Genomic DNA, 20,358 nt, shown 5'->3' on the forward strand with positions numbered 1-20,358 from the left:
TGGATAAAAAACGGCACCCGGATAGTTAGCTCTGGGTACCACCTTTGTGTTGCTGTAATGGGTTGATGCTGCTTCTGAAACGCGTTCCCCAAGGCAGGGGATTCCGCTTAACCCCGCTAAACCAATAATCCAAAACCGGGATTATCGGCTTAGCGACGTTAATGCTCGTCCCCTACCGCCTTGGCTCACACTCTAATCTACTGGAACTCCCGCGCCGTGAACACCTCCGGCCGGTGGTTGCTCATCAGGTAAGCCGTACCATCACTGGCGAAGCTCAGCCCTTCGAACTCCCGCCGTGATGCGAAGTGCGTCCACAGAACATCCCCGCTGGTCAGGCTACCACTACCCGCGAGCTTCTTGACCGGCAGGCTGGCGATAGACTCGTCGGCCACCAGGTACAAGCGCCCGTTACTTGGGTTGTAGGCCATGCTCTGAACGTGGGTGCCGGGCCCATGTTCCAGGATCTGATGCGTCAACCGGAAGCGCACATGGTTGCGGCTAATCGTCCCCTGGTAGATGTAAACCTCGTTGCCATTTGGCCGCGTCCAGAAGTAAGCTCGACCTTGCTTGTCAAATGCCAGCACGTGCCCGCCAGGAACTGCGAAGCTCCCCGCCTTCAGCCGGAACGTCACCTTGTGCACGGGCTTCAAGCTCGTTTGACTCAACTGTTGGATGACACCTTCCTGGTTGACTGGCACGGCCGGTGCGGACTCACGGTCCTGCCACATGTAGAGCTGGTGGGTCTTCCAGTCATAGGATAGCGACTGGCCGTGACCGGTCACGAAAGCCGGTCCAATCTTGATGGCCGCCGCGATGGCCTGTTCGTGCTTGTCGTTAGCCGCCGAACTGTGGTAGACCCGCTGGATGTCCAGTGGCGATGCATTTAGACTCGCTAATTTTGCCATATCCAAACGCACCATGCGCCCCCGGTTATGCCAAGTCATCGGACAGTAAATCACGTAGAGATAGTGGCCCACCATCGTCATGCTCTGGGGATCGCCCCAAGCCTCGTTGCGGTAGCCCGGTTGTGGTAACAAATACTTGGTCGTGAAGGTCACTGCGGTTCCCTCATCACTGGCAATCGTATTCACACCGTGCGGATGAGCCGCCTCGGCATATGAGCTCGGTGCCGTAATAAAGTGAACTTGAGTGTCCTCTAACGGTCGCAAATTTCCCGGCGCCACTAAGGCCGCCGATGACTGTCTAACGCTACTCATCGCGTGTGCAGATACCGTTCCGGCGCTGCCCAAGCCTAGGCTCAGAACCAACGCGCCCCACAAATAGATTCTTCTCATAACCGGCCACCCCCTAATATTTGACGCCAGTATACCGGTGTCGATTGGATCTGGGGCGTTGTAGGGTTTCGATTACGCGGGAAACTTACTAATTCATGGGGAATGGCTTAGTTCGGATCGTTAAGGCGTGCGCCTGCGGGCACCGGACGCCACCCCTGTGGGGCAGACCTGAAGCCTGAGGAACGGTCTTCAGGGCAACCTTGAACCTCGAAGCTCACGAGTTTCAAAGTTGGCCGTGCTCTAAGCCGAGACAAAACCTCGGCTAAGACCACCGACACGGGGGTTCTGTCCGGTGCCCTCCGGCTGAGGCTGAGCTAAATTCAAACTCAGAGCTTGACACTTCTAAAAGTGTGTCTTCCATATTCGTATCAATCCTCTTGCTTTAAAAATAAGGGCCGTCCTACTACTCTTAGCTTGATGTTGAACTTAACTTGATATAATATAAGTTTGTACACAGCAACTTGAAATGTACGAAAAAAGAAGCATCAGGAACGCAATCCTGATACTTCCAAGCTGTAACGACCTGCTTGCAACGGCCATACCGCCTAGCGACATCGAGTTACAGTTTAACAGTCTTAAACCATTAAACCGTTTCTAGCTGCCCGCTAAACGGTTTTTCTTTTACACAAGCAATTTTAGAGCAATGACAAGAATCCCGAGAATTCCAATAATTCCCGCGAATACAACAGCTACCAGAATGATTGTCATCCCTTTTAGCTGTGATTGCTCCGACAGGCCGGATAGCCCTTTGAAGGCTGATCCAAGCCACTTCATTTTCATAAAGTTGCCGAATTCCCCAGTAATATGCGGAATTAGTGTCATCAAAAAACGTTTTGATCTAGCACCATCTCCATCTTTTTTAGACTTCGATGCCGCTAAGATATGACCAAGTCCCTACAACAGGATAAAGCCTACCACAGTTTGCTTTGGTTAGCTTAGAGCTTTTTTGCTGATTCTGATATTTTTTTCTAGCACTCAGTTCAATTTAGCTTGTTACTAAAATAGACCAAGTTCACAACAATCATGGAGCTTCATGCATCTCCAGGCCATTGTGAGCTTGGTCTATTTTTTACGGCTTAATTCATCTTATTCAAAAACGCCGTTTCATCCAAATCTGATCATTTGCTTGAAGCAGCGTAACTAGTTAAATCTCATCAATTTTCTAACGACGCGTTCAATCCTAGCCGGAGGAGGCCAGGGATGGAGCCACCGGGCGACTTTGAAGACACGTGCTCTTCGTGACTTCAAATCGAGCGAGAAGCCCAAGGGGCTGAAGCGTCCCCACAGCAGGCGGAATCCCTGGCAACCGCAGGCGGCTAATTTAAACTTGATCTTAAACCGTTAGTCATTAACCGGTGTCCCCGTATAGAACACCGAGCCAGAAGTCTTATGAACCCCAAACACCCGGGTACTGAATTTGGCGGTCCCAACAGTAGACTGGACGTGATAATAGTCCCAGTCACTGTGAGCGGCATACTTCCGTCCCTCGGTATCCTTCAATTTGACCGGATAAATCAACAAGCTCTTTAAGGGCTGATCGTGCTGGGCAATGCTCAAGCGAACCGCGTTACTTGGCGTATACGGGATAAACAAGCACGCCACCGCCACAATCAGAATTCCTAAGAGAATGACGGCTCGTCGCCGCATATTCCCTGACTTTTGCTGCGTTTGTTTCATCACGATTCCTCCGTTCGTTTAAGCGCCGACGTCAAAGGTCAAAGTGCCGTGGTAAAAGAGGTGTCCCGCTGGCCGCCAAATCCCGACCTCATTGCTGTCATAGCCACCCGAATAAGACAGCACCTTGTGGTCAAAACGGTAATAATCCCATGTGCGTTTGCCAGAAGACGTGCGCGTATCGGTCCGTGACTCCTTGACGGTATGGCCTTGAAATGCCTGAAGTGGATGGCCATTACGTAAGATGGTGAAGCGGACCGTATTTCTGGGCGTCACCGGTAGGAAGAACAACAACTCGGCCACAAGTAAAACCAGGATCCCGCCAAATAACCACCAGAGAAAATGGCGTCTATGTAAGTGTTCTGCCACGATGCTCATCCCCCATCCCTTGTTGTTAGGCTTATCATACGCCATCTTGTGAGGGGGTGTTCTTATCGGCTATAAACTTATAAAATATCTAAACTAGTTTAGTAAAAAAACTGCGACCGTAGTCACAGCTTTGGATTTCACATGGCCGAAACGTGTTCCCCAAGGCAGGGGATTCCGCTTAACCCCGCTAAGCCAATAATCCAAACCCGGGATTATTAACTTAGCGACGTTAATGCTCGTCCCCTAACCGCCTTGGCTCGCACTCTGTTTTTCCTACCACCAATTCCGGTCCCCAACGAACAACTCAGGATGGTGATTGGTCAGGAGATATGGGGTGCCGTCCTTGGTGAACGTCAGGCCCTCAAACTCCAGCTTGGGTGAGAACTCAGTCCATTTGAACTGCTTATTCTTCAGACTGCCCTTGCCCACCAGCGACTTGGCCGGGAAGCTCGCGATGGAGTCGTCCGCAACCAGATATAGCCGCCGATTGTGCGGGTTGTACGCCATGCTCTGCAGGCGCGTCCCCGGATTTTGCTTCAGGAGCTGGTTGGTCATGCGGAAGTGAACCTTCTTCCGCGAAATGGTCCCCTTGTAGATCAGCGCGGTATGCACGGTTGGCTTGGTCCAGAAGAAGGCATTGCCGTAGCGGTCAAACGTCAGCACGTGGCCACCGGGCTTGGAAACGTGCCCCGACTTGAGTTTGAAACGAATCTTATGAATCGGCGCCAGTGACTTCCCACTAATCTGGGCGATATAGCCATATTGATTCATGGGTACGCGCGGCGCAGACTCCTTGTCGATCCACATGTAGAGGCGTTTGTGCTTCCAGTCATAGGCCAACGACTGCCCGTGACCGGTGGTAAATGCCGGGCCAACTTTAACGGCCTTGCGAATCGCCAGTTCCCGTTCGTTGGTTTGCGTATATGCCGTTTGAACCTCGATCGGCGTCGCACCCATCTTATCTAATTTCTGCTTATCATAACGGACGACACGTCCGCGATTCTTCCAGCTGGTCGGACAGTAAATCACGTAGAAATACCGGCCATCAGTGGTCAGACTCTGCGGATTGCCCCAAGCCTGATTCTTGTATCCCGGATACGGCAAGAGGTACTTCGTCTTGAAATTCATCTTGGCACCCTTGATTCGCCGAATCTGATTGGGACTATGTAAGTTACCATGAACGTAGGTTTTCGGCATTTTCACGTAGTGTACGGCGTGGTCATCGACCTTCCGCAACTTCCCCACCGTGAGTGCCGGCGCAGTCTGGTGGTAAACCTTGACCGCGGCCTGCGCGGAAACGTCAATGCCCGCGCTAATCCCCAGGACGATCCCCAATACTAACAGAACCAGTCCCAAGTGTTTCTTCTTCAAAATGATGATCGCTTCCCCCATAAATAAACTAATAACCGAACTAAATTATATCGCAAACTTTAGGCATAAACAACGCGCCAGAACTCCCACGAATGGGTGATCTGACGCGTCCTGGTTTGTGATTTTTTAATGCAGACTGATGGTGTGGCGGCCTTCCGGGTGGCCCTGAGGAGGCTGGAACGCCATGGGCACGTCGGGAAGCCAAAGAGCGGTCTCCTCGAGCGGCCTTATTGTAAGTTGGCCAAGAACGCCAACCAACAATAACGACATGGCTGAGCCTCCTCAGAACCACCCTCCAGGCTGATCGCCGGGCAACGGTGGTTTTGAAAACCTACCTGAACACTCAGACAATAAGTGCTCCAATTAGACACGTCCACTCGATAAGGAACCTTATCAATCGAACGCGATCCTTGTCGCCCTATCGTAATCGTCAGTAGCCAGCACCACTATCTAAGTTCAGTGGTCGATCTCAGCTGCAGGGTGGTTCCGTAGGGGGCTCAGTGGTGTCGTTTGCCTTAGTGGCGTGGTTTTCGCCGCTTAGGCAAAGGCCGAGCTTGTAGACTTTCGCCTTTTGAAAGGCTTCAAGTCGTGCCCACTACGTTCCAGCCCCCTACGGAACCGCCCGGAGGCGCGGTCATTATCTATTAACGAGCCTACCGGCTCTAATAAATCTAGATAACCTCGCGGGTAAATGGATCCTTAGAAATCCCCTTGTCGAGAATGTCCTTGCACCATTCCTTGGCGGAGAACAGACTGTGGTCCTTGTAGTTCCCACAGCTGTATTTGTCGGTCCCTTGAACATCCTTCCACTCCGTGTCAAAGGCAATCTTGTGAAGAGAAGCCTTCAAAGCCTTAGCAACTTCTTCGGTAGATTGTTCACCCCAAGTGATCAGGTGGAAACCGGTCCGACAGCCGAATGGTGAACAGTCGATGACGCCGTCCATCTCGTCACGGAGATAGCCCGCCAACAAGTGTTCAATCGTATGTAAGCCAGCCGTTGGAATCGCATTGGTATTCGGTTGGACTAACCGTAAATCAAAATTGGAAATGACGTCACCCTTGGTCCCCGTTTCCCGGGTAATCAAACGAACGTATGGTGCCTTAACAGCGGTGTGATCTAACGTAAAACTTTCAACTTTTGCCATTATTTGCCAACTCCTTTTGAGATTGTGGGTACTCCTTTACTGTACACCCCTAACGGCCACCCTGGCTAATAATTTGGACGGGTAAATGACGTGGTCTCCTGACCATTTGGTTAGTCCGAATTTGATCAAAACTGGGCACGTCACCATCCCCTTATCGTGGTCCTCGCTATACTGGGGGCAAATTGACGAAAGGGGGCCTTTGCCATGCGTCAACTTAGCTCAAAGCCACGCCACCTGTTAGTTCGGCAGCATCACTGGCGGCGGATCATGGCCCTTGTTGGCCTACTTATAGCGCTAATCGGTCTGTGGGGGTATCACGCCTGGCAGACCGCACAGAACACCTTTGCCGGTGCCTACCAATCCGCCGGGATTCATCCCGATGACAGCCTGATTACCAGCGGCAAGCCCTTCGCCGTTCTCCTTCTCGGAACCGACACCGGCGCTCTGGGGCGGCACGACGTCGGGCGGACGGATACCATGATTGTCGCCACGATTAATCCGCAGACCCAGACGGCCAAGCTAACCAGCATCCCTCGCGACACGCTGGTCGACATCTACGGGAGCCAACAAGACGATGAAAAGATCAATGCGGCGTATCCGTTATATGGCGCTAAAACGACGCTGAAGACCGTCGAACACCTGGTGGATATTCCAATTCATTATTACGTTTTGCTCAACATGGGCGGTCTGAAACAGATGGTTAACGCCGTCGGGGGCGTCACGGTCAAGCCACTGCTGACCTTCCACTACGAACAGGCCAACGTGACCAAGGGCGTGAAGATTCACCTCAATGGAGCCAGCGCTCTGGCCTACTCGCGGATGCGTGACCAGGATCCCTTGGGCGACTACGGCCGCCAAGCCCGACAACGCCAGCTGATCAAGGCGCTCGTGGTCAAGGAAGCCGGCATCAGTTCCATCCCCCGCTACCAAACCGTGCTGGGGTCGCTTCAACACAACATCCAAACGAACCTCACCTTCAACGACCTGATGTGGCTACGTTTCAAGGACGCCCACACCAGCCGCCACATCGACTCCCAAACGCTTCAAGGGCAGCCAGCTATTCTGAATGGCATCGACTACCAGGTGGCGCCACAATCCGAGATCGACCAAGTGTCCAACAGTCTGCGACGGGCCCTGAACTTGCCGGCGGTGGGGAACTTCCAGACGGATGCGTTAGATCCTTTGGTATTTTAGCCAAAAACTAGACAAATGGACCGCCAGAACAAATCGTCCGGCGGTCCATTTTAAGTTGTTTTAATTTTTCAATAGTCTAGAGAGCCTCGGCCGACTCCTGCTTGACGTGCGTGAGTTCTTTGCCATTGGTTTCAACCGAATAGGTATCTTTGTATTTAGAACTGTTATGGTTGACGACCAACGTGTAATACAACACCACCGTATACGACTGACCACCGTTGCGGGTAATCTGCATGGGTCTGGTCCACGAGTAGGTTCCCTTGACGGATGCCTGATCGGCTTGATTCTGTTGGCGCTTGGTAATTAAATCTTCAACTGCGCTGGACGTGGCGTACTTTCCCATTTCTTGGGCCCGTTGCTTGTCAGTTTTCTCCGTGACGACGAAAATCTGATAAGCAGTGAAGTATTTCTGAATCGCGTTCTTAATGGAACCTGTGGCCGCCTGGGACTTCTTGGTCTCTGCGCGCGACGACTGGTCTGCCTGTTTCTGTGCGTCACTAGAGGCACTCGCCGAATCGGCAGCGGCTTGTGAAGATTCGGCCGCCTTCTTCGCTTGCTTAGCACTGACGCGTGAGGCACTGGCTGCCTTGACCGATTCCGACTGCTTAGCCTTCGATTCCGAGCGGACGGAAGCCAGTTCGGTCTTCAATTCCGCTTGCTTGGCATCGGAATGATGTTTCATCAGAAGGACCCCAATTAGGCCAATGACCAGCACGGCCACAACTACCAGAATTACCCACATCATTTTCTTGTGAGAATGCTTGCGGTTACCCGCTCTTTTTCCTATTGAATCACCATTTTGTTCAATTTTCTTGCTCATCCGGAGGAGTCCCTTCAATCTCAAATATATTAACAGTATAGCATGGATCTCCTCTTTTGCTGAATCGTCTTCTAAAACGGGTGAGATATGAACAGACCCTCAAGATTGGAAAACTCTTGAGGGCCTGTGTTTTAATTTTTTCTGTTTAAAGCTGAAACTTAATCTTAAGCTTTGTGCGATAGGTTTGTCGGCTTTTCTGTTCGGAATTGCCGCAGTCTTGAACGCTTTTGCAAAAGTGCTAACGGCTTATGCCAAAGTCATCAGAGCAAAAGAAAAGAACCGTCGCTAACTTGGCCGTCTGCCCGGTTCTTTGCATTGCAATGTAATTAGGTAAGCTGTTGCTCTACGTCTACCGTGTTTCTGCGCTGATTATAGCACAGAGCACGGTATTTTTGTATTTCTTTAAACTGAAATTCAATACCTCGCGTATGATCACCCAATCTTGATTAATCAATTAATAAGAAAGCTTCGTGAAACTGTCCTATGGATTAGTTCACCTCGACTAGCTAATCCGCCGATCTCAGCCGCAGGGTGGTTCCGTAGGGGGCTCAGTGGTGTCGTTTGCCTTAGTGGCGTGGTTTTGGCCGCTTAGGCAAAGGCCGAGCTTGTAGACTTTCGCCCTTTGAAAGGCTTCAAGTCGTGCCCACTACGTTCCAGCCCCCTACGGAACCGCCCGGAGGCGCGGTCTTAATCCCCAGTGAAAACAGATCCCAGTAAAAAAGGGCAACTCGATCGAGCCACCCAACACATTAATCGTTAGTCGTTTGATGTTGCCGCGCCTGCCAGATATGCCAGCCAATGATCAGAACGCTAGCATCCCCGAGCAATGTACCCAAGGCGATCAGCAGGTTTCCAGAAGCCGTGACCATCAGACCAGACGTCGCGGGCACCCGGGCCAACAAGCCCAGAAAAGTCGTAATCCACAGACTACCCAACACAGCGGGCAACCAGGAATTTGGATGAACGTGGTTCTGCCACCAGGTGAGGCCGGTGACCAGTACGGCAAAGATGAGCAGTACGAGACTGCCACCGCCGCGGGTCAGGTAAACCAAGCCAACCGGCGGAATCGTCTTCGCGGCAATTCGCATCGCCACGAGCAAGGCAATAATCACGATCAGCCACGCCACGACGCGGCCCCGTTCGGTAAACCGCGGCGTCAGCCAGATACCAATGACGAGGGCGACGATGAACAGCGCATACTCCACGCCCACCAGCAATAGCTGAAGCGGCACGGCGGGCAGAATGACGCCGGGTAAAATGGTCCCCAAGGTGAAAATTAACAGCGGCACCAAGAGATCCCAATTCCACCACCAGGGACGGCGACTGCCGGCCTTGCCTAACGCGATAGCAATCGTCGCGGGCCCGCCGCCGAAGAAGTCTTCGGCATCGCGTCCGGCCTTTTGCGCCGCGATAATTTCGGGCAACAGGTCGTGCAGCTCGCGCTGGAGCACGGTTTCCTTACTGAACTTGGCCTGTTGGCGCATATTTTCCACGAGATCATCCCAGTACGCCCGGTTTTCCGGGGACAGTTGGTCTCGTAGCGTTGCATTTTCCTTAATAATTGTTGCGATTCGCGCCACGACCGACACACCTTTCACAAATATTCACTAATCCCATGATAAGGAAGTTACCTGCCAAACGCCATTAATTTATCCCGCAAATCGCAGACCAACGAACAGGCCCAGTGCGGCCAGGAGTAGACCACCGCCGACGCTAGCCAGCCCATAGCCCAGTGCGGCGCCGTAGCGACGTTGGTCGAGCAACATGACCAGTTCGTGACTGAAGGTCGAGTAGGTGGTGAAACCGCCGAGGACCCCGGTGCCCAAGATAACGGTTGGCCAGGTGCCCCAATGCCAGCCGGTGAGCAGGCCCAGTAATAAACTCCCTAATAAGTTGATCACTAGCGTGGCAAATGGCCACCGATTTCCCCAGCGACCGGTCACCCATTTCGTCGTGGCATAACGACTCAGTGCACCCGCTGCGGCACCCAGGCCGGCCAACGCGGCCATCAAGGTTCCACCAGAGGTAGGCCCCACCAACGACGGGCACTCCAGACACCCAGAGTGCTACAGACCAGGCCACCAAGAACGGTGACCGCCAGATAGGCCGTCGCCAGCCCCCACTGTTGCTTTTCGAGCAGGTTAACCGTCGTCAGACTGAACGTGGAGAAGGTCGTAAAGGCCCCCACACCGCCGACCCCGAGGCCCACGGTCAAGGCTTCCGGCCACTTGGCGGTCAATCGTCGAGCGTGTGACAACCAGGCTAACAGGCCACTGCCGAGCAGGTTGATCAGCACTAGACTCCAGGGAAAGCCCGCACCGGTTGGGATAACCTCCCCCAGCCAGTAACGCAGACTCCCACCCAGGAAGCCACAGATTAGAATCGCCAGTACATTTGCCACACCTTCACGTCCTTTGTTTTGAAACGGATTAGTTCATTATAGCAAAAAGGGACGTCGCGACCACTGCGGCGTCCCCATGAATCATCAAATCATTCAACGTTTAGTGGAACTGCATCCCACCATCGACTTCTAACGTTTGTCCAGTAATATAATTTGAATCGGGACCGGCGAGGAAGGCGACTCCGGCGGCGACATCTTCGGGTTCGGACAGGCGACCCAGGGTGATATCCTTGGCGAACGTCTGCATGCCCCACTCGTCGTCCTTACCAGCATTCTGCCCGACCTTGTGAGCAATATCAAACATCATCGGCGTCTTCACAATTCCCGGTGCATAGGCATTTGCCGTGATACCTTCGGCGGCTAAATCCCGGGCAGCCACTTGGGTAATCCCCCGAATGGCAAACTTAGTCCCACTGTACAAGGCTAAGTTTGGATTTCCGACCACCCCAGCTTGCGAGGTAGCGTTGATAATCTTCCCGCCATGCCCGAGTTCCTTTAATTTGGCGTGTGCAGCCTGAATGCCCCACAGGGTTCCGGCCACATTCACGTGGTACACTAAATCAAACTGTTCTGGGGTAATCGTATCGATCGGCGTCGTCGGCCCTAAGCCGGCATTGTTGACGATCACGTCAAACCCACCGAGTTCATCGGCCGTCGCGTTGACCGCGGCAAAGACGCTGTCGCGATCGGCTACATCGACCTTCACGGCGCACGCCTTGCCACCATCGGCTTCGATGTCAGCGGCAACCTTCTTGGCATTGTCTAAGTTCAAATCGGCAATTGAAACCGCAAACCCATCGCTGGCTAAACGTTTGGAAATGGCTTCCCCAATTCCTTGTCCACCGCCAGTAACCATTGCTACTTTACCATTTGATGCCATGTGCCATTCACTCCTTCAGAATAAGTAGATTCACAGGTACACCCTCATTCTACCGGAAAGGATGAGGCAATGAAACCGATTTCACTTCAGGAATCTTAACTCGCTAGATCATCAAATGGGTTTACCAGTTCAAACGTCGTCAGTGACGCCTTTCGACCCACCAAACAGTAAGGACTCATTGTGACGAAACTAACAAAAAGCAGGCAGGAACCGCTGATTGCGATTTCTGCCTGCTTCTTAAATCTGCTTTTAATTAGTGCGTCTTAACCACCAAATCCAAGGCGGCTTGAAGCTCCGTCTGTTGGTCATCGGTGAGTTGGTCCTGGCTGACACACTGTTTGACGTTTTCTGCCACCACAACCCCCATCATCCGTTCCACGCCGGAACGAACGGCGGCGAGTTGGGTCAGAATGTCCTGACAGGGACGTCCCTCATCGACCATTTTTACAATTCCCTGCAGCTGGCCATCGGCGCGACGCAGGCGATTCTTCAATTGACTAGAAGTCGTTTGAACCATTAAGCACTCACCTCAGTTAATTTTTCATCGATATACTTCTTCAACGCGGCCTTAGGATGGAAACCCACGACCTTTTCCGTTGGCATACCGTTCTTGAAGACCACCAACGAAGGAATACTCATGATTCCCAGCGACTGCGCGAGGTCCTGGTTCTGGTCCACGTCGAGGGAGGCAAACTTCACCTGGTCGCCGTATTCCTTGTCTAACGCCTCTAAAACTGGCGTCTGCATCTTACATGGCCCACACCAAGTGGCCCAAAAGTCGACAACAGTGACGGCGGTGTCGTCCCCCACGTGTTCGAAATCCTTACTGGTAATTGCTTGCATGTCTGCGTACCCCTTTTCAAATTTGATCGTGAAATCAGTATACCCCCGTAGGTATGTTTTGGCTAGGGTTTTGCATTCTTATTGAGTTACTTTCATGTTAAATAACGGCTACGAAGTGCTCTGCCGCGCCTTCCGGGCGGTGTCTGGGAGGCTGGAACGCGGTGGGCACGTTGGGAAGCCAAAGAGCGGTCTCCCCCAGCGGCCTGATTGTAAGGCGGCCAAAGACGCCACCTAACAATCACGACACGGCTGAGCCTCCCAGCCACCACCCTCCAGGCTGACACTGACGTTACTTCGGAAATTTGTTGGTTCCATTCCAACTATGAACATGCCACCGTGGTCAACAAATTCTCAACAAGCTATATCTAACAATCCTATTTTTCCGAACTGGATGAAATAGAACAACTCAAAATTTGGAAGAGCACGCCGACGCCACGATTACCAAAGCTCATTGAATGTCAGAACACAATCGACCAGGACACAGAGGCCACGCCATCATTCATTTTGGAGAGCCAAACACGTCTCAGTATTTGGCAACGACCACTCTCAGCCGGAGGGGCCAGGGTCGGAGCCCTGTGTCGGGGCTGTTGGGTCGGCGATCCTGCCGGCCTTACAGCCCGGGACGTCGCTAAGACCCACGCTTTTGTGGGGCTTAGTGCGAGTCCGAAGACCGCCCTTTGGCTTCGGGCGTGCCCCACAGGACGTAGACCCTGGCCACCGCAGGCGGCCCAATACCGCCAAGATCAAAAAAACCGAGACACGAGGTCTCGGTTCAAAGATTCAAATAGTCAGATTAAGCTTCCTCTGGGTCCTTGTCGACCCCAGCGGTCAGGCGTGGATGGTTGTTTCCACGCTTCGTTTCCTTTTCCACGGCCTGTTGGGCTACCAAGTTCTGGTAGTTGAATGGGTCGTCGAAGTTTGGATTGAACAGCATGTCGACGAAGGCCAAGTCATCAATCGTGTTGCGGTTTTGAATCGCAATCGAGATGGCATTAGCGGACTGGGCAACTTCATGTTTACTGAAGAATTGGGCCCCTAAGATCCGCCGATTCTTCCGGTTGTAGACCAGGTTAATCGTCAGGTCGTCAGTCGTTGGCATGTAGCTTGGCCGCCAAGTGCCCTCGAAGGTCACTTGATCGGCATCGAAGCCGGCGTTTAAGGCATGATCGATGGTCAATCCGGTTGAGGCTAACGTCCGACCGAAGATGACCATGGCTGACGTGGCTTGCGTCCCCATGTATTTTTGGATATTGCCGAACACGTTAATCCCGGCCAACATTCCTTGACGGACGGCGTTGGTGGCAAGTGGCGTGTAAGCTGGCTTACCAGTTGGATTGAAGTTAACGACACTGGCGTCCCCACAGGCAAAGATGTCTGGGTTCGACGTTTGGACGTAATCGTTAATGATGATTGCGCCTTGCTTGTTCATTTCAACCTGACCCCGTAAGAGTTCGGTGTTTGGTACGAACCCGGTACAAACCACGGCTAAGTCGGCCGTGAAGTCCCCGTTCGTGGTTTCGATAACCAGTTCGCCATTGTCATTCCCGGTAAAGGAAGTGACGCGCCGATCCAAGAGCACTTTGACCCCTTCATCGGTAAGGATGCTGACGATGTGATCTGAGAGGCCCTTGTCGACGTAGTGGTTCAAGATGATGTCACGGGATTGAATCAATTGGACATCGTGACCCGTCCGTGCATAGCTTTCAGCCAATTCGGTTCCGATATAACCAGCCCCGATAATGGCAATTCGCTTGTTATCCTTAGCGGCCTTGTCGATGGCCACGGCTTGTTCGTAATTCTTACATAACATGACCTTGTCTTCGTCGATCCCAAAGATTGGTGGGACCGTCACCGTTGACCCGGTGGCCATGATTAATTTGTCATAAGTATCCGTCTTCATGTCCCCAGAGTCCATATCGACCACTTGAACGGTCTTGTTCTCGGAATCAATCTTGATGACGTTGTGACGCGTCAACACCTTTGCCCCAGCTTCGGTTAATTGTTCCGGGGAAGAATAAAACATGTCTTCTAGATGTTTGACTTGTCCGTCTAGGAACAGAGAAATCCCACAAGACAGAAAAGAAACATTCGTATGCCGTTCATAAATGGTAACTTCCGTCTCTGGATGATCTTGTAAAATTTGTAACGCTGCATTCGTACCAGCGTGTGTACTACCAACAATGATGACTTTCATGTTTACCCTCCTACACGAAAAACGATTCTACCGCTAGTCTACTTGAAAGTTAGCGAAAGATAAATGACTTCGTCTTGAAAAACATTAAAATAACTGTTATTTCCTCACACTTCTTTAAAAATGACGGCATTATGTGCAACTTACACATAAAATTTAGCTTAGAATCTGAGGATTGGTCTGATCCTTTTTAGCTATAAACCCCGGTATGACGCGGTTTAGCCATAATTACATGAATATTTGTATTGCAAGCTTCATGTTTGGCCCCCACACCGGCCGTCGATACCATGATCGATCTACCCCCTTGTCAAAACGGGGCTTTTTCAACCGCTTTCATCGCAACTCATCCTTGCCACTTATCGCGTGATAACAGCAATTAGTAACTGTTTGTCGCCGTTAATCAACCTCACCTAAATTGAGACAGGTTCGCCCCTAAATTCCCGGCAAAGTTAATTATCTAGCCATTTTTTAAAAAGAGTTACATTTCGCTTGCTAACAAACTGGCCGGTGATTATGATTAACACTAGTTAGTTCGTGATACGTTCTGACCTTAAGCACTGTGATAGAAGTTAGGAATCACTGTCTATAGATGCACTCCCCCCAAAACAAGTGATTTATTAACAGATTCCTAAATATGGCCCCGAGCAATCCGCATGTTGCTTGGGGCTTTTCTTTTTGCCTTTTTTTCAATAAAAAAGACACCCCTAAAGGATGCCTAAGCCCGCTGATGCCAAGCAGTCACGCCGCGTCTGACCACGACGGGAACCACCATCAGCACCAGGAACAACCAGGTGAAGTTCTGACGAATAAACGGAGTATTGCCGAAGAAGTAACCGACCGCACAACAACTAAAGACCCATAAGAAACTGCCAATGAGGTTGTAGATCCGAAACTGCCGCCAGGCCATGTCTGCCGTCCCCGCCATGATGGGGACGAAGAGACCCACGAAGGGGATGAAACGCCCAATTAACAGGGTTTCACCTTCATTGTTGGTAAAAGCCGCGGTGGCCTGTTCGACTTTCTGATTGGGAAGTCGCGCAATCATTTTGGCTTGCCGCTTCCCCCAGTGAACGGTACTCAGATACTTAATGACCGACCCCAAGGTAGCGGCCATCGTAAACATCACGATCAGCCACCAGATATTTAATCGCGACTCTGGCGCGGCCGCAATCGACCCCGCCATAAACAGGAGCGATTGGCCGGGGATAAAGGAAAAGATCAACATCCCCGACTCTAAAAATATTAAGAAAAACAGTACCGGGTAGATGCCGGTCCCTAACTGATTGGTTAGGGGCACCAGCACACTCAGTGGATGCCAAATGATCGCCCAAATCTCAGCGAGTAACGTCATGTCACAACCTCCATCGCTAACTGGGGTCAACTCCTCCAAATTAGCCGAATATCTATAAACAATTAACAGGTGATTATTGTAACTTTAATCGCGACAAATAGCCAAATTTTCACCTTTTCTAGGGACAAAGTCACCAATAATAGTCAAGCCGCCAAACAATTCTATGGTTCATCAAGTCAGGTGACACGGCCTTGTCAGCCTACCGCCTGTGACCAGACTGTAATGAAACCTATTTCCGAACAACGGTCAACCCCCACTGGTAAAATCCAGCGGCAGGTCATGCCTCACAGCGCCGAAAGTGTCGCTAAGTGCCGTCCTTTCTATCCCACAGGTCCATTATACGGTTATTTTCGACAAAGTCGGGGACTATTTTTCCAGATAAAACGACCGCCGATTATTCTCTGGCGGCCGTCAACCCTTATCATATGGGCGTTAAATTCAGTTATACCCTACGCAAATTACGCTAATAGGTGTGCCCCAACATTTTTCAGTAACTCGCTAATTTAGGTCCGCAAAGAGGCTTAATTACGCCCCTTCCCAGTTATTAGTAAATTTATGAAACCAATCAATTGCGCCTAATCTTGCCAGGGGTTACACTACAAGCAAGTTAGTAGCAACGACGCTACTAGCTGAGTTGCATCAATTCTTATTACTCTTTTTTACGAGCAGCAATTAGCACTCCCCCAAAGTTTCTAAGAAACCTGCTCGTATCCCCCCTCAAGCCGCGATAGCTCGATATCGTGGCTTTTTTTGTGCCATCGGAGAGGGGGCGCAGAAATCAGGGATCGGCTGGCAAGACTGCCTAACAGGGCCTGTCAGCTACCTAGGCCCCTAACCACCGGATTTAGCCTAACTAAAGGCACCTGTGACCGACAGCTATTTTGGGTTTACGGGACTATTCATCTGTCACCATTTCACCGCCGAGACCAGCCTCATGCGTCCAGTTAGGCAATTAACCTCCGCAACCAGGATACGGCAAAACCCGTGTTGATTTCGCCACCAGTGTAGCCGGAGGTGCCCACCGCGTTCCAGCCCCCTAGCTGGGCGCCAGGAGGCGGCCTTCACCATCTCCAGCCAGAATTAGTCCAACACCTGAACCCCAACACCAATCAGCCCAGGTCCAGTGTGCACGCCAAGTGCGGGTGATACATCCCCGGCATACCAGTCCAACACGTTTGGGTGGGCGGCTTTTAAGGCCGTTAAAACGCGTTCTCGCAGGTCCGGGTCGGCCCCGTCACAGACGGCCACATTGACCCGTTTGGCGGTGCCAATGGCGTCGTTAACCAGGTCTAACAGCTTACCTAGCGTTCGCTTGGTCCCGCGAACCTTGGCGATGGGATAGTAAATTCCCTCTTCATCACACGAAATAATTGGTTTCACATTTAATAGAGTCCCGGCCATGCCGGCGACCTTACCGATTCGGCCACCCGCCTGCAGGTATTTCAGGGATGGCACGTAGAAGAAGACCTTGGTCTGAGCGGTCACCCGCTCCACCTCCGCCACAATCTCATCGAAGGACTTACCGGCATCGCGGAGCTGGGCCGCATAGATGGCCGCAAAGCCACTCCCAATCCCCACACTCCGGGTATTGATGACGTGCACCGTCAGATCGGTATCCGCCGCCAACAGTTGCGTTTCCTGGTAGGTCCCGGACAGTGCCGCCGAGATGCAGACGGCAATCACGTGGGTGTACCCGGATTCTTGAATCCGTTCTAAGGCCTCCATGATGTGCTTGCCAGTCGGACTCGCCGTGGTGGCCTTCTCGTTGGCCTGGCGCCGATAGAATTCCGTGGGGGTGATGGTGACCCGATCCTCGTAAGCCCGGTCGCGGAAAATCACGTTCATGGGCATTAAGGCCATGTCCGCCGCTTCAAGGACGTCGGCTGGAACATCAGAACATGAGTCTACCAAAATGGCAATCTTTTCTTGTGACATGACTGTTACCTCGTTTCTCCTAGTATCGTTCTTTGATAATAATCGTAATTATAACGCAATTACCTAGTTATTGAAACTAGATCATCTGTTGTTTGTTCTGGAAGTCCCTTTACCAAGCAGTAAATTTGCCTTCGCCAAACCGGCTAATTCGATAGTTTCCCCCTATACTAAGTGCAATCAAAAAATATTTTGACCAGCATCTATCAATTTTCACTAATTCAGGTATTCGTTCTTTCTATTCGTTTGGGCTGATTTGACTATCGGGACTCCCCTCACCGACAAACGCAACGACCACGTCTGGCAACCATGAAACCGGAATCAGAAATATTTCGGTTGTCAGAATAACCATCGACCACGGGTGACTTAAAAGACAACTTTTTATAAACATAAATGTTTGGGCGCCCAAAATTAATACCCCTCAAGGTTGACATTGCGGCTCAATAGCCTATACTTACGAATGGAATCAAAGTCTGTCGTACGACCCAGTCACACGAAATTGCTCTTATTCGCACCGTTTCGACTGGGACTTCTCCGGACTTTACAGGAAAGACAGAAGTCACTCGACTGCCTGAATTTCTAAGCCAATAGAAAAGAGGGATTTTTTTATGAAGAATCACGAATCCGATCCAAAGTCCAAGCACCATATGATCCAATCCACTGGCGGCGACCAGAAGAGTCTCGACGAAGTTAACGGGACTGTCGAAGTTCCGCAAAACGCTGGTTTCTGGCGTACCCTGATGGCCTATACCGGGCCGGGTGCCCTGATTGCCGTGGGGTATATGGACCCCGGTAACTGGATTACCTCCATCGCCGGTGGTGCCAACTACAAGTACGCGTTACTGACTGTGGTCTTGCTCTCCAGTCTGGTCGCCATGCTCTTACAAGCCATGTCAGCTAGACTCGGGATTGTGACCGGGAAAGATTTAGCGCAACTCACCCGCGAACGAACCGGTAAGAAGATGGGTTTCTTCCTCTGGATCGTGACCGAAGCGGCCATCATGGCTACCGATATTGCTGAAATCATCGGGTCAGCCATCGCCTTGAAGCTACTGTTCGGGTTCCCACTGATTGTTGGGATTCTGATTACCACCGCCGACGTCTTAATCCTCCTGATCCTGATGAAGTTAGGATTTAGAAAGATTGAAGCCATCGTTGCTACCTTGGTTGCCGTCATCCTCTTCGTCTTCTTATACGAAGTGATCTTGGCCCAACCAAACGTGGGCCAGATGTTGAAGGGCTACCTGCCTTCCAGCAAGGTGGTCACCAATCAAGGTATGCTCTACCTGTCCTTAGGGATTGTTGGGGCGACCGTCATGCCGCATGACTTGTACCTCGGGTCATCGATCTCACAAACGCGAAACTTCGATCGCAAGGATCGCAAGAGTGTGGCCAAGGCCATTCGCTTCACCACGATCGACTCCAACATCCAATTGACGTTGGCCTTCGTTGTGAACAGTTTGCTCTTAATCTTAGGAGCGGCCCTCTTCTTCGGGACCAACAGTGACCTGGGCCGGTTCGTGGACCTATTCAACGCCTTAAGCGACAGTAAGATTGTCGGGGCGATTGCCAGTCCAATCCTGAGTATGTTGTTTGCCTTAGCCTTACTGGCTTCCGGTCAAAGTTCCACGATTACCGGAACCTTGGCTGGTCAAATCATCATGGAAGGGTTCATCAACCTGAAGATGCCACTCTGGGCCCAACGGGTTATCACCCGTCTGCTCTCCGTGACGCCAGTGATCATCTTCGCCATCTACTATCACGGTAATGAAGCGAAGATTGAAAACCTCCTGACGCTCTCGCAAGTGTTCCTGAGTATCGCGTTACCGTTCGCCATGATTCCACTGGTGATGTTCACCAGTAGTAAGGATCTCATGGGTGAGTTCGTGAACAAGACGTGGTCTCGGATTCTCGGCTGGATCATTGCGGTAATTCTGATTATCTTAAACATCTACCTAATCTTAAATACGTTACATCTCGCCTAACCATGACGAGTAGCCCGGCCGGCTTGGTCGGGCTTTTCTTTTGCCGTCAGTTAGCTTGCTCGACTGCTTACCAACCGTTGACTTCTCCGCAATCACAGCGTATAACTAAAAAAACGAGGTGAGCCCTATGGCAGATTATCAAGTTTCCAAAACGATTGTGCTCAAGTCCCCCACGGCCGACGACGCCCCGGGATTATTTGACCTCGTCGACGCGGATCGCCAAACGCTGCGCCGTTGGTTGCCCTGGGCAGATGACACCGAAGCGGTGGCGGATGAGGCCGCCTTTCTCCGCATTTGCCAACGCCAGATGGCGCACGGTGAACTTTGGCTAGCCGTAATTTGGGTCGACAATCGGCCGGCTGGCATGATCGACCTGCACAACATCCACGACGGTCAGGCCGAGGTGGGTTACTGGTTAGGACGTGCCTTTCAGGGCCGCGGGGTCATGACGCAGTGCCTCGAAACCGTTGAGCAGATCGCCTTTACCACGCTTCATCTGCGTAAACTCTTCTTGTTAGCGGCTAGTGGTAATTTCGCCAGTCAAGGAGTGGCAAAACGCCGTCACTTTCAAGTGGAGGGCCGGTTGCGCCAACAGATTCCCGATACCCACGGCGGTTATTGGGACGCGGTGTTATTTGCGAAGTTGGCTTCGGATTGAATTTTTTAGCGTAAATTAAAGGCGGTGTGTTCCCGGAAATGGGAGCACACCGCCTGTTTTAATTATTTAGCTTTTTGAATTTACTCTGTTGAAACGTGCCAGCCAGGACAGTTGGTTCCGACTCTTTGAATTTACCTGGCCGAAACGTGCCAGCCAGGGCAGCCGACTCCGCTTAACCCCGTAAAGAAAATCATCCAGGTTCGGGATGATTCTCTTTACGACGTTAATGCTCGCTTGGGTTGGCTCTTT

19 protein-coding genes and 1 pseudogene are annotated in these 20,358 nt (G+C 51.6%); 4 read left to right on the plus strand and 16 right to left on the minus strand.

All coding sequences use genetic code 11. From position 1 onward, the window contains the following. Positions 1–197: 197 nt before the first annotated feature. The 5 genes from EKM70_RS00075 to EKM70_RS00090 all read right to left on the minus strand — a co-directional run bounded on the left by EKM70_RS00075 (position 198) and on the right by EKM70_RS00090 (position 4,709). The gene (locus tag EKM70_RS00075; RefSeq protein WP_057878442.1) at positions 198–1,295 is read right to left on the minus strand and encodes a hypothetical protein; all 1,098 of its coding nucleotides are present in this window, start codon (positions 1,293–1,295) and stop codon (positions 198–200) included. Positions 1,296–1,916: 621 nt separating this feature from the next. Further along, a complete protein-coding gene (locus tag EKM70_RS11450) occupies positions 1,917–2,120 on the minus strand; it encodes a hypothetical protein (RefSeq protein WP_225416339.1) in 204 nt (67 codons plus the stop codon). A gap of 516 nt (positions 2,121–2,636) precedes the next feature. Continuing rightward, positions 2,637–2,972, minus strand: coding sequence for a hypothetical protein (locus EKM70_RS00080; protein ID WP_057878440.1), 336 nt, complete (start codon positions 2,970–2,972; stop codon positions 2,637–2,639). A gap of 18 nt (positions 2,973–2,990) precedes the next feature. Then, the gene (locus EKM70_RS00085) at positions 2,991–3,338 is read right to left on the minus strand and encodes a hypothetical protein (protein ID WP_057878439.1); all 348 of its coding nucleotides are present in this window, start codon (positions 3,336–3,338) and stop codon (positions 2,991–2,993) included. Positions 3,339–3,611: 273 nt separating this feature from the next. Further along, entirely contained in the window at positions 3,612–4,709 is a 1,098-nt protein-coding gene (locus EKM70_RS00090) for a hypothetical protein (RefSeq protein WP_225416340.1), read from the minus strand. Between the two features lie 129 nt (positions 4,710–4,838). Here EKM70_RS00090 and EKM70_RS11555 point away from each other — a divergent pair, with 129 nt between their 5' ends. Further along, positions 4,839–4,973, plus strand: coding sequence for a hypothetical protein (locus EKM70_RS11555; RefSeq protein ID WP_263853575.1), 135 nt, complete (start codon positions 4,839–4,841; stop codon positions 4,971–4,973). A gap of 407 nt (positions 4,974–5,380) precedes the next feature. Here the strand turns inward: EKM70_RS11555 and EKM70_RS00095 are convergent, their stop codons facing one another. After that, on the minus strand, positions 5,381–5,854 hold the full coding sequence (locus EKM70_RS00095; RefSeq protein ID WP_125544156.1) for an S-ribosylhomocysteine lyase: 474 nt from the start codon (positions 5,852–5,854) through the stop codon (positions 5,381–5,383). Positions 5,855–6,058: 204 nt separating this feature from the next. On the opposite strand from EKM70_RS00095, the gene EKM70_RS00100 reads away from it, so the two are divergent. Next, positions 6,059–7,048: an LCP family glycopolymer transferase gene (locus EKM70_RS00100; protein WP_057878437.1), complete on the plus strand. Its 990-nt coding sequence runs from the start codon at positions 6,059–6,061 to the stop codon at positions 7,046–7,048. Between the two features lie 76 nt (positions 7,049–7,124). On the opposite strand, the gene EKM70_RS00105 is transcribed toward EKM70_RS00100, so the two are convergent. The 10 genes and pseudogenes from EKM70_RS00105 to EKM70_RS00150 form a co-directional block, all read right to left on the minus strand. Then, complete coding sequence (locus EKM70_RS00105) at positions 7,125–7,793, minus strand: hypothetical protein (RefSeq protein ID WP_125544158.1); 669 nt, start codon at positions 7,791–7,793, stop codon at positions 7,125–7,127. A gap of 824 nt (positions 7,794–8,617) precedes the next feature. Next, the gene (locus EKM70_RS00110; protein ID WP_057878435.1) at positions 8,618–9,448 is read right to left on the minus strand and encodes a DUF1129 domain-containing protein; all 831 of its coding nucleotides are present in this window, start codon (positions 9,446–9,448) and stop codon (positions 8,618–8,620) included. A gap of 69 nt (positions 9,449–9,517) precedes the next feature. Beyond that, positions 9,518–9,877: a fluoride efflux transporter FluC gene (locus EKM70_RS00115; protein WP_057878434.1), complete on the minus strand. Its 360-nt coding sequence runs from the start codon at positions 9,875–9,877 to the stop codon at positions 9,518–9,520. Then, complete coding sequence (locus EKM70_RS00120; protein ID WP_057878433.1) at positions 9,877–10,269, minus strand: fluoride efflux transporter FluC; 393 nt, start codon at positions 10,267–10,269, stop codon at positions 9,877–9,879. Before EKM70_RS00120 ends, EKM70_RS00115 begins: the two co-directional genes overlap by 1 nt. Before the next feature lie 100 nt (positions 10,270–10,369). Then, complete coding sequence (locus tag EKM70_RS00125; RefSeq protein ID WP_057878432.1) at positions 10,370–11,149, minus strand: (S)-acetoin forming diacetyl reductase; 780 nt, start codon at positions 11,147–11,149, stop codon at positions 10,370–10,372. A gap of 253 nt (positions 11,150–11,402) precedes the next feature. Continuing rightward, positions 11,403–11,666 carry a metal-sensitive transcriptional regulator gene (locus EKM70_RS00130; RefSeq protein WP_057878431.1) on the minus strand — a complete coding sequence of 88 codons (264 nt, stop codon included), beginning with the start codon at positions 11,664–11,666 and terminating at the stop codon, positions 11,403–11,405. Continuing rightward, positions 11,666–12,037 (minus strand): annotated as a pseudogene (gene trxA, locus EKM70_RS00135) (thioredoxin); the annotation flags it as partial. The pseudogene trxA and the gene EKM70_RS00130, both read right to left, overlap by 1 nt. A gap of 748 nt (positions 12,038–12,785) precedes the next feature. Next, a complete protein-coding gene (locus tag EKM70_RS00140; protein WP_125544162.1) occupies positions 12,786–14,186 on the minus strand; it encodes an FAD-dependent oxidoreductase in 1,401 nt (466 codons plus the stop codon). 712 nt (positions 14,187–14,898) lie between these two features. Next, positions 14,899–15,534 carry a VTT domain-containing protein gene (locus EKM70_RS00145; protein WP_057879150.1) on the minus strand — a complete coding sequence of 212 codons (636 nt, stop codon included), beginning with the start codon at positions 15,532–15,534 and terminating at the stop codon, positions 14,899–14,901. A gap of 1,080 nt (positions 15,535–16,614) precedes the next feature. After that, the gene (locus tag EKM70_RS00150) at positions 16,615–17,469 is read right to left on the minus strand and encodes a DegV family protein (protein ID WP_057879151.1); all 855 of its coding nucleotides are present in this window, start codon (positions 17,467–17,469) and stop codon (positions 16,615–16,617) included. Between the two features lie 605 nt (positions 17,470–18,074). Here EKM70_RS00150 and EKM70_RS00155 point away from each other — a divergent pair. Then, on the plus strand, positions 18,075–19,451 hold the full coding sequence (locus tag EKM70_RS00155) for an Nramp family divalent metal transporter (protein WP_057877768.1): 1,377 nt from the start codon (positions 18,075–18,077) through the stop codon (positions 19,449–19,451). A 127-nt stretch (positions 19,452–19,578) separates the two neighbouring features. Next, the gene (locus tag EKM70_RS00160; protein WP_057877769.1) at positions 19,579–20,109 is read left to right on the plus strand and encodes a GNAT family N-acetyltransferase; all 531 of its coding nucleotides are present in this window, start codon (positions 19,579–19,581) and stop codon (positions 20,107–20,109) included. Positions 20,110–20,358: the final 249 nt, after the last annotated feature.

It is taken from the genome of Levilactobacillus lindianensis (assembly GCF_003946095.1).
GTDB classification, from domain to species: domain Bacteria; phylum Bacillota; class Bacilli; order Lactobacillales; family Lactobacillaceae; genus Levilactobacillus; species Levilactobacillus lindianensis.

Excerpts from the sequence above, each read along its gene's own strand:
- EKM70_RS00075 (WP_057878442.1), bottom strand. The coding sequence starts at position 1,295 with ATGAGAAGAATCTATTTGTGGGGCGCGTTGGTTCTGAGCCTAGGCTTG.
- EKM70_RS00080 (WP_057878440.1), bottom strand. The coding sequence starts at position 2,972 with ATGAAACAAACGCAGCAAAAGTCAGGGAATATGCGGCGACGAGCCGTC.
- EKM70_RS11555 (WP_263853575.1), top strand. The coding sequence starts at position 4,839 with ATGCAGACTGATGGTGTGGCGGCCTTCCGGGTGGCCCTGAGGAGGCTG.
- EKM70_RS00095 (WP_125544156.1), bottom strand. The coding sequence starts at position 5,854 with ATGGCAAAAGTTGAAAGTTTTACGTTAGATCACACCGCTGTTAAGGCA.
- EKM70_RS00100 (WP_057878437.1), top strand. The coding sequence starts at position 6,059 with ATGCGTCAACTTAGCTCAAAGCCACGCCACCTGTTAGTTCGGCAGCAT.
- EKM70_RS00105 (WP_125544158.1), bottom strand. The coding sequence starts at position 7,793 with ATGATGTGGGTAATTCTGGTAGTTGTGGCCGTGCTGGTCATTGGCCTA.
- EKM70_RS00115 (WP_057878434.1), bottom strand. The coding sequence starts at position 9,877 with ATGGCCGCGTTGGCCGGCCTGGGTGCCGCAGCGGGTGCACTGAGTCGT.
- EKM70_RS00125 (WP_057878432.1), bottom strand. The coding sequence starts at position 11,149 with ATGGCATCAAATGGTAAAGTAGCAATGGTTACTGGCGGTGGACAAGGA.
- EKM70_RS00130 (WP_057878431.1), bottom strand. The coding sequence starts at position 11,666 with ATGGTTCAAACGACTTCTAGTCAATTGAAGAATCGCCTGCGTCGCGCC.
- EKM70_RS00140 (WP_125544162.1), bottom strand. The coding sequence starts at position 14,186 with ATGAAAGTCATCATTGTTGGTAGTACACACGCTGGTACGAATGCAGCG.
- EKM70_RS00145 (WP_057879150.1), bottom strand. The coding sequence starts at position 15,534 with ATGACGTTACTCGCTGAGATTTGGGCGATCATTTGGCATCCACTGAGT.
- EKM70_RS00150 (WP_057879151.1), bottom strand. The coding sequence starts at position 17,469 with ATGTCACAAGAAAAGATTGCCATTTTGGTAGACTCATGTTCTGATGTT.
- EKM70_RS00155 (WP_057877768.1), top strand. The coding sequence starts at position 18,075 with ATGAAGAATCACGAATCCGATCCAAAGTCCAAGCACCATATGATCCAA.
- EKM70_RS00160 (WP_057877769.1), top strand. The coding sequence starts at position 19,579 with ATGGCAGATTATCAAGTTTCCAAAACGATTGTGCTCAAGTCCCCCACG.